General features: G+C 73.3%; 13 protein-coding genes. 3 read left to right on the plus strand and 10 right to left on the minus strand.

The genetic code is table 11. From position 1 onward, the window contains the following. Positions 1-7: 7 nt before the first annotated feature. Both recX and rny read left to right on the plus strand, forming a co-directional pair. Positions 8-928 carry a recombination regulator RecX gene (recX, locus tag ABD823_RS07315; RefSeq protein WP_344857168.1) on the plus strand — a complete coding sequence of 307 codons (921 nt, stop codon included), beginning with the start codon at positions 8-10 and terminating at the stop codon, positions 926-928. A 308-nt stretch (positions 929-1,236) separates the two neighbouring features. After that, complete coding sequence (gene rny / locus ABD823_RS07320; RefSeq protein ID WP_344857169.1) at positions 1,237-2,853, plus strand: ribonuclease Y; 1,617 nt, start codon at positions 1,237-1,239, stop codon at positions 2,851-2,853. Positions 2,854-3,038: 185 nt separating this feature from the next. Here the strand turns inward: rny and ABD823_RS07325 are convergent, their stop codons facing one another. The 8 genes from ABD823_RS07325 to ABD823_RS07360 all read right to left on the minus strand — a co-directional run bounded on the left by ABD823_RS07325 (position 3,039) and on the right by ABD823_RS07360 (position 10,618). Continuing rightward, positions 3,039-3,746, minus strand: coding sequence for a hypothetical protein (locus tag ABD823_RS07325; RefSeq protein WP_344857171.1), 708 nt, complete (start codon positions 3,744-3,746; stop codon positions 3,039-3,041). After that, positions 3,743-4,675 carry an ATP-binding cassette domain-containing protein gene (locus tag ABD823_RS07330; RefSeq protein ID WP_344857172.1) on the minus strand — a complete coding sequence of 311 codons (933 nt, stop codon included), beginning with the start codon at positions 4,673-4,675 and terminating at the stop codon, positions 3,743-3,745. Before ABD823_RS07330 ends, ABD823_RS07325 begins: the two co-directional genes overlap by 4 nt. Further along, entirely contained in the window at positions 4,672-5,031 is a 360-nt protein-coding gene (locus tag ABD823_RS07335) for a GntR family transcriptional regulator (RefSeq protein WP_344857174.1), read from the minus strand. Before ABD823_RS07335 ends, ABD823_RS07330 begins: the two co-directional genes overlap by 4 nt. 249 nt (positions 5,032-5,280) lie before the next feature. Next, positions 5,281-7,188: a S9 family peptidase gene (locus tag ABD823_RS07340; protein WP_344857175.1), complete on the minus strand. Its 1,908-nt coding sequence runs from the start codon at positions 7,186-7,188 to the stop codon at positions 5,281-5,283. Between the two features lie 116 nt (positions 7,189-7,304). Beyond that, on the minus strand, positions 7,305-8,192 hold the full coding sequence (locus tag ABD823_RS07345; protein WP_344857177.1) for an amino acid ABC transporter permease: 888 nt from the start codon (positions 8,190-8,192) through the stop codon (positions 7,305-7,307). Then, positions 8,189-8,857 (minus strand): amino acid ABC transporter permease, encoded by a 669-nt coding sequence (locus tag ABD823_RS07350; protein WP_344857178.1) that lies wholly within the window; start codon positions 8,855-8,857, stop codon positions 8,189-8,191. The genes ABD823_RS07345 and ABD823_RS07350 overlap by 4 nt, the downstream gene beginning before the upstream one ends. A gap of 74 nt (positions 8,858-8,931) precedes the next feature. Beyond that, complete coding sequence (locus ABD823_RS07355) at positions 8,932-9,813, minus strand: glutamate ABC transporter substrate-binding protein (RefSeq protein WP_344857179.1); 882 nt, start codon at positions 9,811-9,813, stop codon at positions 8,932-8,934. A 49-nt stretch (positions 9,814-9,862) separates the two neighbouring features. After that, entirely contained in the window at positions 9,863-10,618 is a 756-nt protein-coding gene (locus ABD823_RS07360; RefSeq protein WP_344857181.1) for an amino acid ABC transporter ATP-binding protein, read from the minus strand. 150 nt (positions 10,619-10,768) lie between these two features. Between ABD823_RS07360 and miaB the strand changes: the two genes are divergently transcribed. Next, entirely contained in the window at positions 10,769-12,271 is a 1,503-nt protein-coding gene (gene miaB, locus ABD823_RS07365; protein ID WP_344857183.1) for a tRNA (N6-isopentenyl adenosine(37)-C2)-methylthiotransferase MiaB, read from the plus strand. On the opposite strand, the gene ABD823_RS07370 is transcribed toward miaB, so the two are convergent. Further along, positions 12,192-13,178 carry an MEDS domain-containing protein gene (locus ABD823_RS07370; RefSeq protein WP_344857185.1) on the minus strand — a complete coding sequence of 329 codons (987 nt, stop codon included), beginning with the start codon at positions 13,176-13,178 and terminating at the stop codon, positions 12,192-12,194. The two genes, miaB and ABD823_RS07370, sit on opposite strands and share 80 nt — an antisense overlap. Positions 13,179-13,369: 191 nt before the next feature. Beyond that, positions 13,370-14,809, minus strand: coding sequence for a tetratricopeptide repeat protein (locus tag ABD823_RS07375; protein WP_344857186.1), 1,440 nt, complete (start codon positions 14,807-14,809; stop codon positions 13,370-13,372). Position 14,810: the final 1 nt, after the last annotated feature.

Consider the following 14,810-nt stretch of genomic DNA (forward strand, 5'->3'; position numbering starts at 1 on the left):
ATCCACGGTGACGGGACCTGACTCCGGTCCGGCCGGCGGGGCCGGGCCGCGGGACTGGGGGGCCTGGCCCGATCTGCCCGAGCCGGACGCCCCCGGCGCGGCCCTGCCCGACCCGGGTCCCCCCGGAACGGGCAGGCGCGGCGAGCGTCCGCGCCGCTCCCGCCGCGGCGCGGCGGGAGCGCAGGCGCCGGCGGACGCCTGGGAGGCCTTCACCTCGGGCGCGGGCCCGGTCGGGGACGGGCCCGCCGCGGGAGGCGACGACGGACCGGCAGGCGGGGGGCGCCGCGGCGGCCGATCCGCCCGGCGCGCCCGAGACGGTGACCGCGGGAGCCGCCGGGGGCGGTCTCGGAGCGGTTCCGGGGGCTTCCTCCCGGACGGGCCGGTCGAGGGGTCGCCGGCGAGCCGGGGCCCCGACGCCGACCCCCAGGCGGTGGCGCGGGCGATCTGCCTGCGCCTGCTGACCGCGGCGCCGCGCACCCGGGCGCAACTGGCGGAGGCCCTGCGCAAACGGGAGGTGCCCGAGGACGCCGCCGAGGCCGTGCTCGAGCGGTTCTCCGAGGTCGGTCTCATCGACGACGAGGCGTTCGCGGCGGCGTGGGTGAGCTCGCGCCACGCCGGGCGGGGGCTGGCCCGGCGCGCGCTGGCCTCGGAGCTGCGGCACCGCGGCGTGGACGAGGACACCGTCAAGGAGGCGGTCGGGCGCCTCGACCCCGAGGAGGAGGCGGAGACCGCCCGCCGTCTCGTGGAGCGCAAGCTCCGCTCGACGCGCGGGCTCGACCCCGCCGCCCGGACGCGGCGGCTCGCGGGCATGCTCGCCCGCAAGGGCTACGGTCCCGGTCTGGCCTTCCGGGTGATCCGTGAGGCACTGGAGGCCGAAGGGACGGACGACCCCCTCGGGGAGGCCGATCCGGACCACCCCTTCGGCTGAGATCCGGACCGCCCTTTCGACTGAGGGGAACACGCGGGCCAGGAGACCTTTGCTTGCTCGTTACCTCTTCGACGCTTAATCTCGACTCCAGTGAGGAGTTACTCCGCGCAGCGCGGATTGTCATAACGGTGAACTACGGACGAACGAGCTTTACGGCGCGGGCGGGCGAGGTGCCGGTCAGGAGGGCCGGCGCGCTGCCGCTCCTGGGTTGACATCTGTCCTGGTGGCTGTACCGCTTGGACTTTCCGTGCCGTGCGTGTGACCCCTCGGGTGCTCGGTGATGGCAAGGCGAGGAGGGCGGAGCGCGCATGGATCCGGTTGTGGTCGTCGTGTTGGCAGGGGCACTCGTGGTGCTCGCCGGGACGACGATAGCCGTGCTGGTCCTGCTGCTGCGCCGTACGCAGGCCCCGGCCAGGACGAGCGGTCCCTCCCCCGAGCAGCTGGCCGAGGTCTACGCCGAGCTGGAGGAGGTCAAGCGCGAGGCGGCCGAGCTGCGCAGCCGGGCGGAGAAGGAGGCCGGGGAGATCCTGCGCCGCTCCGAGATCGCCGCGGAGAACGCCTCGCAGATGCGCCGGGAGGTCGAGGCCGAGGCCAAGGTGCTCAAGTACGAGCTCAAGGAGCTCCGCGCCGACCTGGAGCGCAGGGAGAGCCGGCTGGCCGAGCGGGAGCAGCGGCTCGACGAGGAGGCCCGGCGCCAGGCGGAGCGGGCCCGCAAGCTCGCCGAGACCGAGACCGAGCTGGCCGACCGCCGTGCCGACCTCGACCGGATCGCCGAGGAGCGCCGGGCCGTCCTGGAGCGCGCGGCCGGGATGACCAGCGCCCAGGCCAAGGCCGAGCTGGTCAGGGAGATCGAGAACCAGGCCAAGCGCGAGGCCGCGCTGATCGTGCGGGAGATCGAGAGCGAGGCGCGCCGAGAGGGTGAGAAGCGCGCAGCCAAGATCGTGACGCTGGCCGTCCAGCGCGTGGCCACCGAGCAGACGGCCGAGTCCGTCGTCAGCGTGCTCCACCTGCCGGGCGACGAGATGAAGGGCCGCATCATCGGCCGCGAGGGCCGCAACATCCGCGCCTTCGAGTCGACCACCGGCGTCAACCTCATCATCGACGACACCCCCGAGGCGGTGCTGCTGTCCTGCTTCGACCCGGTCCGCCGGGAGATCGCCCGGCTGACCCTGGAGAAGCTGGTCCTGGACGGCCGCATCCACCCCCAGCGCATCGAGGACGCCTACGAGCGCAGCAAGGCGGAGGTGCAGGAGCTGTGCGTGCGCGCGGGCGAGGACGCGCTGGTGGAGCTGGGCATCACCGACATGCACCCGGAGCTGGTCGCCCTCCTCGGCCAGCTGCGCTACCGCACCTCCTACGGGCAGAACGTGCTCGGCCACCTCGTCGAGTCCGCGCACATCGCCGGGATCATGGCGGCCGAGCTCAAGCTCGACCAGATGCTGCTCAAGCGCTGCACGCTCCTGCACGACATCGGCAAGGCCCTCACCCACGAGGTCGAGGGCAGCCACGCACTGATCGGCGCGGAGATCGCCCGCCGGTACGGCGAGCACGAGGACGTCGTGCACGCGATCGAGGCGCACCACAACGAGGTCGAGGTCCGCACGGTGGAGGCGGTGCTGACCCAGGCGGCCGACGCGATCAGCGGCGGCCGCCCGGGGGCGCGCCGCGAGTCGCTGGAGGCCTACGTCAAGCGGCTGGAGCGGCTGGAGGAGATCGCCCAGTCCTACGAGGGCGTGGAGAAGGTCTTCGCCATGCAGGCGGGCCGTGAGATCCGGGTCATGGTGAAGCCCGACGCGGTCGACGACATCCAGGCCTCGGTCATCGCGCGCGACGTGGCCAAGCAGATCGAGGAGGAGCTCACCTACCCGGGGCAGATCCGCATCACCGTGGTCCGCGAGTCCCGCGCCATCGAGTTCGCCCGGTAGGGCCCGGTTCCCTCCCGGCAGGGGCAGCGGCGGGGCGGCTCCCGGACGGGGCCGGGGAGACCACCGTGCCCGCCGGCCGCGGGGCGGTCCGCCTCTCCGCGGAGGGGTCCGCCTCCCGTGGCGGGACCCGGCGGCCCTTCGAGGGGCCGCCGGGCCGTCCGCCGGAGCCGCCGCTCCGGCTCCGTTCACGACTTCCGGTTGCGTATCGGCATGTCGCGGATGATCGACCAGGTCAGCGCGAGGCCGAGCACGAAGGTGGCGGCGCCGACGCCGAGCGCCAGTCCCAGGGAGTGGGGCAGGTCGAGGGCGAGCCGGTCACCGATGAACGGCAGGCCGAGGTGGTCGGTGCCGACGGCGCCCTCGTTGAGCAGCAGCAGGCCGATCCCGACCGGGATCAGCAGCAGCCCGCCGCCCTCCCACCGGTAGAAGCCGGCCCCGATGAAGGTTCCCGAGACGATCCAGGTGACGAACTCCAGCAGATACTCGACGAAGACGAGCGGCACCTGCGTCGGCTCGGTGAACAGGTGGACCTTGTCGAGGGCCTGCGGCCGGCCGGCCAGGTTGTAGACCAGCGCCTCCAGCAGGTAGCCGAGCGTGATCAGGGCGGACAGGAACGGGGCGAACAGCGCGACGGTGACGGCGGCCTGGGCGCCGAACTGGCGGCGGGTCTGCCCGTGCGCGACGTACATCGGCAGATACTGCCGGACCAGGGCCACCCCGGTGAACAGGGCGTACCACCGGGGCAGCTGGACGGCGGCCTCCCAGGCGCTCTGGCTGAGCGTGCCGAAGACCGCGACGCCGGCCGCGATCACGGCGACGACCACGACGTAGCCGGCGAACAGCAGCAGGGCGAAGTAGGCGTTGGCGGCGAGGAGCCGGGTGGGGAATCTCATCGGGTCTCTCCGGTGCGGAGCTCTGCGGCGGGGGACTCTTCTCCGGTTCCGGGGGCCCCGGGTGCTCCGGGTCCTCCGGTCAGGTGGACGAACAGGTCCTGCATGGCGATCGGCCCGAGGTCGAGCCCCGCCGCGGCGGCCTGTCCGCGCCGGGCGTCGTCGAGGTCGCCGTAGACCATCGCCGACGCGGTCGGGCCGAGCCGCCTGGTGCCGAGCACCTTCAGCCCGGCGGTGAACGCCTCGACCTGTGCGACGGGCCCGGTCACGGCCGTTCCCCGGGCCAGCAGGGTGTGGCTCTCCTCGTGCGCGACCAGCCGGCCCCTGTCGATGATCACGACCTCCTCGAAGAGGGGGCTGACCTCCTCGATGAGGTGGGTGGACATGATGATCGTGCGGGGGTGCGCCATGTAGTCGGCGAGCAGCGCGTCGTAGAAGGCCTGCCGGGAGGGCGCGTCCATGCCCAGGTACGACTCGTCGAACATGGTCAGCGGCGCCCGGCCGGCCAGGCCGATGACCACGCCCAGCGCCGAGCGCTGCCCCTTGGACATCTCCTTGACGTTCTTCTTCGGGTCGATGCCGAACAGGTCCAGCAGCGAGCGGGCGTAGGCGCCGTCCCAGTCCGGGCGGAGCCACTCGGCGAAGAAGATCGCGTCCTCGGCGGTGCCGATGTCGACGGTCTCGCCGTTGTCCCGGATCAGGCTGATCCGGGAGGTGACGGCGGCGTTCTCGAACACGGGCCGTCCGTCGATCCGCACGCTGCCCGCCGTCTGCCGGCGGAAGGCCGCCAGGATCGAGAGCAGGCTCGTCTTGCCCGACCCGTTCCGGCCGAGCAGCCCGTAGATCTTCCCGCCCTCCAGCTCCAGCGTCAGGCCGTCGATCGCCGTGGTCTCGCCGTAGCGCAGGACCAGGTCCTCGGTCTCGATCCTCATCGCCCCTCCAGTTCCCTGATGCGCTCGATCACGTCCTCCAGCGGGATCCCGACGGCTCTGGCCTCGGCGACCATCGGATCGACCCTGTCGGTGAAGAAGCTCTTCCTGCGCTCGGCCCGGAGCATGTCCCGGGCGTCCGGGCTGACGAACATGCCGATACCTCGTTTCTTGTAGAGGACGCCTTCCTCGACCAGCTGCTGGAACGCCTTGGCCGCCGTCGCCGGGTTGATCCGGTAGAAGGCGGCGTACTGGTTGGTGGACATGACCTGCTCGTCGCCCTTCAGCGCCTCGCTCAGCACGTCCGCCTTGATGCGTTCGGCGATCTGCCGGTAGATGGGGCTCCGGTCGTCGAACATGACCACCTACTTCTATGGTTAGTTACTCCACCAATGAACCATAGAAGGCAGCAGGGCGCCCGTCAACCGATGGGGCCGCTGCGGCCGCGTTCAGGTGCGGGCATACCGGTGGGAACCGCTGCGGCAGCCCTCAGGCGCGGGCACGCCGACGGAAGCCGCTCGGGTGCGGGGACGCCGGAGCCCGGCCGGAGCGGGAGGTCCCGCGCCGGCCGGGCCGGGCGAGCGGGCGCCGGGTCCGGGCGCCGGCTGTCAGGAGAAGATCTGCTGGTAGAAGGCCAGCTCGGTGGCGAGCGCCGCGCTGCGCGTCTCGGCGCGGCGGAAACCGTGGGACTCGCCCTCGAAGGTGATGTAGGTGCAGGGCACGCCGCGCTCGGACAGGGCGTCGGCGAACGCCTGCGACTGGGCCGGCGGCACCACCGGGTCGGCCAGGCCCTGCAGCAGGAGCATCGGGCAGCGCACCCCGGCCACCTGGCCGAGTGGTTCGCGGGAGCCGTACAGCACGGGGTCGGCCGGACCGACCAGCCACTCCACGTAGCGGGACTCGAAGTCGTGGGTCGTCTCGGCGAACGGCCCGAGGGCGCTCACCCCGTAGTAGGAGACGCCCCCGGCGAACGCGCCGGAGCGCGCGCAGGCCGCCATGACGGTCCAGCCGCCCGCGCTGCCGCCCCGGATCGCGATCCGCGCCGGGTCGGCCAGCCCCTCGGCGGCCAGCCACTCGGCCGCGGCGATCGCGTCCTCCACGTCGACCACGCCCCACTGGCCGCGCAGCCGCTCGCGGTAGGCGCGGCCGTACCCGGTGGAGCCGCCGTAGTTGACGTCGGCGACGCCGATGCCGCGGCTGGTGAAGAACGCCTTCTCCAGGTCGAGCGCCGTCGTGCTGTAGCCGGTCGGCCCGCCGTGCACGAACACCACGTACGGCGGCGCGCCCTGCCCGCGGGCCTCGGGGTTGGACGGCGGGTAGACGTGGGCGTGCACCCGGCGGCCGAACCTCCCCTCGATCTCCACGGTGCGCGGCACCGGGAGGTAGGCGATGTCGGGCAGCTCGTCGACGTCGCGCCGGAGCGCCTCCACCCGCCCGGTCACGGCGTCCACCCGGACGACCGAGCGGGGCACCGCCGGGCCGTACCCGATCCCGGCGAGGGTGCGCCCGTCGGCGGCCAGGGCGGGCAGCCACCCGTCGTAGGGCACGTCGAGGTCGGTGAGCGTGCCGCTGTCGGGGTCGAGCACGCCCAGCCGCAGCTCGCCCTGCCCGTGCAGGACCGCCAGCCGGCCGTCGTCCAGCACCGCGTACGGCGAGCCGCCCAGCTGCCAGAGCGGCCCGGCGAACTCCTCCTCGGCCGGGTGGAGGGCCTGCGGGGAGGTGCCGTGGATGCCGACCCGGTAGAGGTTCCACCAGCCCGACCAGTCGGAGACGAGATAGAGGCTGCGGTCGTCGCGCCACTGCGGGGCCAGCACGGACTCGGTGGCGCCGCCCTTGACGGTCCAGGAGGCGCCGTCCGACAGCCGGGTGACCCGCAGCTCGGTGCCGTTCCACGGCATCAGCGGGTGGTTCCAGCAGATGTAGGCCAGGTGCTCGCCGTCGGGGGACAGGACGGGGCAGGCGTAGAAGTCGCTCCCGGCGACGCGCTCGCGCGGCTCTGCGCCGCCGTGCAGGGGGACGGAGACGATCGACCGGCTGACCTTGCCGCCCCCGCCCGCGGCGTCGCCGTCGTGGTGGCGTTCCTGGACGCACCAGACCTGCCCGTCCCGGACGGTCAGGTCGGCGTAGCGGAGTCCGGCCTCCCGGTCGGGCTCAGGGGTGATCGGCCGGGGTTCGGCGCCCGGCGCCAGCAGGTAGAGGCGCTGGTCGGCCTGGTCGGCGAAGACGACGCTCCGGTCGGGCCCCGGGCCGGGGACCACCGCGTAGGAGCGCCCGCCGTACTCGTGGACGCGGCTCCTGGCGCTCCACGGGGCGGGCAGCAGCTCGTGCCGGGCGCCGTCGGCGCCCCGGTGCATGATCGTGGTCCGCCCGCCCTCGGCGGGGCGGTCCTCGGTCCACCACACCTCGTCGCCGAGCACGGTGGGGAAGCCCAGGTGCAGCCCCGAACGGGCGACGTCCGAGGTGGAGATGGGGGAGGGCCAGGCGGCGTACGGCAGGACATCACGCTCTGCGGGCATGCCGTAATCCTGCCCGATAACACGCCGTGTGTCGCCGGTATGACGTTCAGAGGTCGCGGCGGGCGAGGAGCGGAGCGGGCGGGGAGGGCGGCGCGCCCGCCCTCCCCGCGGTCCGGTCAGTCCATCCCGGAGACGCCGCCGCCGGCCGCCCCGGCGGCCCCGGGCGGGGCGACGGGGGCCGCGGCGGTCTTCCGGCTGCGCCGGCTGCGCCGCTCCAGCCACGTGGCCAGGGCGCTCAGCGCCAGGTTCAGGCCGACGTAGATGATCCCGATGACGATCGCCGCCGGGATGAGCGAGCCGAAGAAGACGGCGGGGAGGATCTTGAAGCCCGTGTTGAGCAGGTCGACGTAGGCGATGATGTAGCCCAGCGCGGTGTCCTTGAGCAGCACGACGAGCTGGCTCACGATCGCGGGCATCATCGCGGTCACCGCCTGCGGCAGCAGGATCATCCGCATGACCTGGTTCTTGCGCATGCCGACGGCGTAGGCCGCCTCGGACTGCCCGCGCGGCACGGCCTGCACGCCCGACCTGACCACCTCGGCCAGCACCGACCCGTTGTAGAGGGTCAGTCCGGCGACCACCGCCATGAAGGCGTAGTCGGCGCCGCCCAGGACGCTGGGCGCCAGGTAGAAGATGAAGAAGATCAGCAGCAGCAGCGGGATGGCCCGGAAGACCTCCACGACCGCGCCGGCGGGGATCCTGATCCAGGCGTGGTCGGACAGGCGGGCCAGGCCGAACACGGCGCCGAAGGCCAGCGCGAGGACCGCGGCCAGGCCCGCCGCCTCCAGCGTGCCGAGCAGGCCGGGGAAGATGTGCGTCGTCCAGGTCTCCCAGCGCAGGAAGGGCTCCCAGATCCGGCCCTCCCACTGCCCCTTCTCGTCGAACTTGGCGTAGACGAAGTACAGCAGGCCGGCGATCGCGGCCAGGGCGGCGACCGTGTAGACGGCGTTGCGCACCCGGGCGCGCGGGCCCGGGGCGTCGAAGAGGACGGAGGCGCTGCTCATCGGGCCACCGCCAGTCTCCGGCTCAGCCAGCCGGTGAAGAAGCCGATCGGCAGGATCACGACCATGAACGCCACCGCGATGCCGAGGAAGATGGGGATCGACGCGCCGGTGTCGTCGAAGGTGTCCTTCATGACGAACGCCGACTCGGCGAGGTAGCCGCCCGCGACCGCCACCGTGGTGTTCTTGATCATCGCGATGATCACGCTGCCGAGGGGGGCGATCACCGTGCGGAACGCCTGCGGAAGGATGATCAGCCGCAGGGACTGCAGGAAGGTGAGCCCGATGGCGCGAGCCGCCTCGGCCTGCCCGAGCGGCACCGTGTTGATGCCCGCGCGCAGCGCCTCGCAGACGAAGGCCGCGGTGTAGACCGACAGGCCGATCACGACCAGCCAGAACGAGTTGGTGCGCGGCGTCTCGGAGATGGTCAGGCCGAGGGTGTCGCTGAGTCCGAGCGCGGAGAACGCCAGCACGAGGGTGAGCGGCGTGTTGCGCACGATGTTGACGTAGAGGGTCCCGGCCGCGCGCAGGACCGGCGTCGGCGCCACGCGCATCGACACCAGGACCGTGCCGAGGATGAGGGAGAGCACGGCGCACACCGCCGCGAGCTTCATGTTCTCCAGGAAGCCCAGGGCGAGGTCCGGCGCGTACTTGATCAGATCATTCAATGGTGCTCCACAGCGAAGACGGCGGCGGCCGGTGCCCCCCGGCGGGGGTCACCGGCCGCTCGCGTGGGGCCGGACTACGCGCAGGGCTCGAACTGCGGGGCGCCCGTCGGCGCCTTGAGGCCCTGGGCTCCCGCGAACCACTTCTGGAACAGCTGCTGGGCGGTGCCGTCCTGGTACATCTTGGTGATCGCCGCGTTGACGGCCTCACACGTCTTGGTGTCGCCCTTCTTCAGGCCGACGCCGTACTTCTCGTCGGTGAACGGCTGGCCGAGGATCTTGAAGTTCCCGCCGGCCTGCTTGGCGAAGCCCGCCAGGATCAGGTCGTCGGTCGTCACCGCGTCCAGGTTGTTGCCGCCGAGCTTCTGCACGCACTCGGAGTAGTTGGCGGCGCCCACCAGCTCGGCGTCCAGGTCCAGCTCGCCGTCCGGCGGCGGGTCGGTGATCCGCTTGTAGGAGTTGGAGCCGGCGGCCTGGCAGATGCGCTTGCCCTTGAGGTCCTCGGGCTTGGTGATGCTGGTGTCGTCGCCGCGGACCATGACGTCCTGGTGGGCCACGATGTACGGCCCGCCGAAGGTCACCTTCTCCTTGCGGCTGTCGGTGATCGAGTAGGTCGCGAAGATGATGTCCACGGTGCCGTTGGCGAGGAAGGCCTCGCGGTTGGAGGACGCGGACTCCTTCCACTCGATCTCGACGTCCGCGCCGCCCGCGAGCTCCTTGATGACGTACTTGGCGACCTCGACGTCGAAGCCCTCCGGCTCGGCGCCGGTCTTCAGGCCCAGGCTCGGCTGGTCCCACTTGGTGCCGACGACGACCTTCTTGGCGCCCTTGACCTTGTCGACGACCGAGCTGTAGGCCGCGGTGTCGCCGCCGCCTCCGCTGTCGCTCCCGCAGGCCGCGAGGCCCAGGGTGAGCGCGCCGGCCGCGGCGATCGCCGCACCGATACGCAGTACTCGCATGTTCCGTTTCCTCTTCTTCATTCGGGGTGAGCAGCCTGGCCGGAAGGTCTCAGTGCGTCAGGATCTTGGAGAGGAAGTCCTGAGCCCGCTCGGTCCGGGGGTTGGTGAAGAACTCGTCGGGCGTGTTCTCCTCGACGACCTGCCCGTCCGCCATGAACACCACGCGGTTGGCCGCGCGCCGGGCGAATCCCATCTCGTGGGTGACGACCATCATCGTCATGCCGTCGCGGGCCAGCTCGATCATGACGTCGAGCACCTCCTGGACCATCTCCGGGTCCAGCGCGGAGGTCGGCTCGTCGAACAGGATCATCTTGGGGTCCATGGCCAGCGCCCGGGCGATGGCCACGCGCTGCTGCTGGCCTCCGGACAGCTGCGCCGGGTACTTCGCCGCCTGGCTGGCGATGCCGACCCGCTCCAGCAGCTCCATGCCGCGCTGCTCGGCCCGGGCCCGGTCGACGCCCCTGACCTTGACCGGTCCGAGTGTGACGTTCTCCAGGATCGTCTTGTGCGCGAACAGGTTGAAGGACTGGAAGACCATGCCCACCTCGGACCTGAGGCGGGCCAGCGCCTTCCCCTCGGCGGGGAGCGGCTGCCCGTCGAACGTGATCGTCCCGCCGTCGATGGTCTCCAGCCGGTTGATCGTACGGCACAGCGTCGACTTGCCCCCGCCGGAGGGGCCGATCACCACCAGCACCTCGCCCCGCGAGATCGTGAGGTTGATGTCGCGCAGCACATGGAGGCTGCCGAAGTGCTTGTTGACCCCTTCGAGCACGACAAGAGGAGTCGCGTCCCCGTTCTGCGTCATGGAGACCAACGTAATTCCGTAAAGGGCACCCCAGGCTAACCCTGCGGTACCGATCCGGTCACGACCTGCCCGAACGCGGCCCGCCCGGCCGTCCGGGGGGCGGCTCGGGGGCGCCGCGGGTCGGGGGAGCGCCTACCCTTGTATACCGAGATGACTGCCACCGCCAAGAGCCCCCGCACGTACGAGGTCCGTACCTACGGGTGCCAGATGAACGTGCACGACTCCGAGCGCCTGTCGGGCCTGCTGGAAGACGCGGGATACGTCCCCGCCCCGGAGGGCGACACGGCCGACGTGGTCGTGTTCAACACCTGCGCCGTGCGGGAGAACGCCGACAACCGCCTCTACGGCAACCTCGGCCACCTGCGCCCCGCCAAGGTGCGCAACCCCGGCATGCAGATCGCCGTGGGCGGCTGCCTGGCCCAGAAGGACCAGGGCGAGATCGTCCGCAGGGCGCCCTGGGTCGACGTGGTGTTCGGCACGCACAACATCGGCTCGCTGCCGGTCCTCCTCGAGCGCGCCCGGATCGCGCAGGAGGCCCAGGTCGAGATCAAGGAGTCGCTGGAGACCTTCCCCAGCACGCTGCCGACCAAGCGCGAGTCCGCCTACGCGGCGTGGGTGTCGGTCTCGGTCGGGTGCAACAACACCTGCACCTTCTGCATCGTGCCGTCGCTGCGGGGCAAGGAGAAGGACCGCCGCCCCGGCGACATCCTGGCCGAGGTGCGGACCCTGGTCGGCCAGGGCGTGCTGGAGGTCACGCTGCTGGGGCAGAACGTCAACACCTACGGCGTGGAGTTCGGCGACCGGCTCGCCTTCGGCAAGCTGCTGCGGGCCTGCGGCGAGGTCGAGGGCCTGGAGCGGGTCCGCTTCACCAGCCCGCACCCGGCGGCCTTCACCGACGACGTCATCGCGGCCATGGCCGAGACGCCCAACGTGATGCACCAGCTGCACATGCCGCTGCAGTCCGGTTCCGACCGGATCCTCAAGGCGATGCGCCGCTCCTACCGGGCCGAGCGCTACCTCGGCATCATCGAGCGGGTCCGCGCCGCCATGCCGGACGCGGCCATCTCCACCGACATCATCGTGGGCTTCCCCGGCGAGACCGAGGAGGACTTCCAGGCCACCCTGGACGTGGTGCGCGCCTCGCGCTTCGCGAACGCCTACACCTTCCAGTACTCCATCCGGCCCGGCACGCCCGCCGCCACCATGGACGGCCAGGTCCCCAAGCAGGTCGTGCAGGAGCGCTACGACCGGCTGGTCGAGCTGCAGAACGAGATCTCCTGGGAGGAGAACAAGAAGCAGGTCGGCCGGACGCTCGAGGTGCTGGTGGCCGAGGGCGAGGGCCGCAAGGACGAGGCCACCCACCGCCTGTCCGGCCGGGCCCCCGACAACCGCCTGGTCCACTTCGTCCCCGGCGACGAGGTCCCGCGCCCGGGTGACATGGTCAGCGTCGAGGTGACCTACGCCGCGCCGCACCACCTGGTGGCGGACGGGCCCGTGCTGGCGCTGCGCCGCACCCGCGCGGGCGACGCCTGGCAGGCCCGCCAGGGCGCCCCGGCCTCCGGGGGCTCCGGCGTCATGCTCGGCATGCCGTCGATCGGCCGTCCCGGGCCCGCCGCGCAGGAGGCCGCGCCGGGCTGCGCCGTCCGCTCCTGAGGGGGCGCGGCCCGCGCCGCCGGGCCGGGGCGTCGCCGCCGGCGCCGAGCGGGACCGTCAGCCCGCGCGCTCCGGCCCCGACCAGGCCGAGGAGCCTGCGCAGCGCGGCCGAGGCGCCCACGACCCGCATGCCGTACGGCAGGGCGCCGGCGGCGCGCGCCAGCGCCGCCGCGCATCCGGCGTCGGCGAAGGCCAGCCCGCCCAGGTCAACGGTCACCGGGCCGTCGGCGGGCAGGTCCTCGGCCAGCCCGGCCAGGACCGCCTCCAGGGCGTCCCTGCAGGTGCGGTCGGCCTCGCCGGTCAGGCGCAGCCCCACCGGGTCGGCGGTGCGCGCCAGCCGCAGCCGCGGGCGCCAGTCGTCCGCGGTGCGGGGGGAGACGGTCGCGGGATGGGCGGCGGCGATGCCGCGCAGCCGGTCGTCCGCGAACAGCCGCTGGTCGTACATGCAGACCACGGTGGCGTACCCGTCGGCGAAGATCCGGCCGGCCTGCGCCTCGTACCAGGCCAGCCGCTCGGTGCCGTCCACCCGCGGGGAACGTGCGGCCCACGCCATGTCCGCGATCACCCGCAGGCCCGGGTATCCCTCCCGGCGCGTCCGGACCAGCTGCCCGCGCCAGCCGTCCAGCATCGCCTCGGCGTCGAAGCGCCCGGTGGCGAGGTAGGAGTCGTCGGCGGTGTGGAACGCCACCCGGCCGAGGGCGCCGGCGGTCCCGACGTCCACCCCGCGGTCCGCGAGCGCCGACCGCAGCGTCCGCGGCGCGGTCCCGTCGGTGAAGCACATCACCTTCTCGCCCGCCCGCAGGCCGGCGTCGACGAAGTCCAGCATGGTCGTCAGGCGCTCGTCGTCGCCGCGGAAAGCCCAGCAGACGTGGTCGCCCGGCGCGAGCCGGTCCACCGCGGTCGTCATCAGCAGGTCACCGTGTCCTCGTCGGTCTGCGCCGTTACCCCTGATCTACCGTCGCGACCATTACACCCGACCGCGCCCGCCGCGCGCCAGGGCTGCGTGCCGTTCCGTTCCTCCGCGGCCGCCGTGAGCCGGGGTGCCGCGCCTCCGCGGCCGGGGCGGGCCGGGGCGGGCCGGGGCGGCCCGCTCCGGGGTCAGCCGGTTTCCAGGCGGGCGCGCAGCTCGCGGGCGGTGACCAGGACGTGCTCGACCTCGGCCGGGGTCGGCCAGGGGGCGCTTCCCGGCCGCAACAGCGTGGCGCGGACCGCGCCGAGGTGTTCGACGGAGCTGCGGTGCAGGCCGCTCCGCTCGGTCAGCCACGCCACGACGCCGGTGTGGTCGTGCAGCGGCCGGGTCACCAGGTCCCAGGTGCCGAGGATCTCGGCCAGTTCCTCCGCGCGGAGCGGGACACCGCCCCGGCGGCCCGCCGCGGCGGCGGTCAGCTCCGCGCGGGCGACCAGCTCGGGCTCGGCGGTGCGGTCCCACGGCGAGGACGGCGCGGCCTGCGGCCACGGGTCGGCCGCGTAGAGGTCGGAGAGCTCGGGAGCCGAGCCGGTCACCGAGAGCAGCGCGGCCAGCTCGGCCGCCGCCTGCCGGTGCCCCGCCAGCGCCGCCTGCCGGAACCAGTGCCGCCCGCCCTCCAGGTCGCCCCGCTCCGCGATGAGCAGCAGCGCGAAGTTGAAGGCGGCCTCCGCGTCGCCGCAGGCCGCCGCCCGGCCGAACCAGTGGCCCGCCGCCTCGGTGTCCTTCAGCTCCACGCAGACGAACCCGGCCGTCCGCTGGTCGCCGACCCGCCCCGCCTGCGCGGCCTGCTCGAACCAGGCCCGGGCGGCCCGCAGGTCGCCGCGGGAGAGCGCGATCCCGCCGAGCCGCGAGGCGGCCCCGGGATGCTCCTCCCGGGCGGCCAGCCGGTAGAACACCTCGGCGCCCTCGGGGTCGCGGTGCGCGGCCAGGAGCAGGCCGAGATGGTAGGCGGCGTCGGTGTGGCCGGCCCGGGCGGCCGTCTCCCACCAGCGCAGCGCCTCGTCCTCGTCCCCGCAGGCGTAGCAGAGGAAGCCCAGGTCGTGGGCGGAGGCCAGATCGCCGTCCAGTGCGGCCCCGCGGTGCCACTCCGCGGCCTGCCGGGTCTCCCCGGCGTCCTCGCAGAGCAGGGCGAGCCGCCGGGCCGCGGGCCGGGAGCCCGCCCGGGCCGCGGTCTCGAACCAGTGCCGGGCCGCGGTCAGGTCGCCGTGCCCGTCCAGCAGGAGCGTCGCCAGGTTCAGCGCGGCCTCGGCGTCGCCGCCGGCCGCGGCCAGCTCGTACCAGCACGCGGCCTCGTCGAGGCTGCCGTGCTTCTCGTGCCACACGCCGAGGTTGAAGGCGCTGTCCAGGTCGCCCCCGGCCGCCGCCCGCTCCCACCAGTGCCGGGCCGCCGAGCGGTCGCCCCGCTGCGCGTGGCGGCGGCCGAGCAGGTGCGCGGCGCGCACGTCCCCGCCCTGCGCGGCCAGCACCAGGGCGGCGTCGTCCGCCCCGTCCAGGTCACCGTCCTCGGCGCCCCGGGGGGCGGGCACCATGGCCGGTGTCGCCGTCCCCGGGTCGTCCGGCCACCACCTCATG

The organism is Planomonospora alba (assembly GCF_039534085.1).
GTDB lineage: Bacteria > Actinomycetota > Actinomycetes > Streptosporangiales > Streptosporangiaceae > Planomonospora_B > Planomonospora_B alba.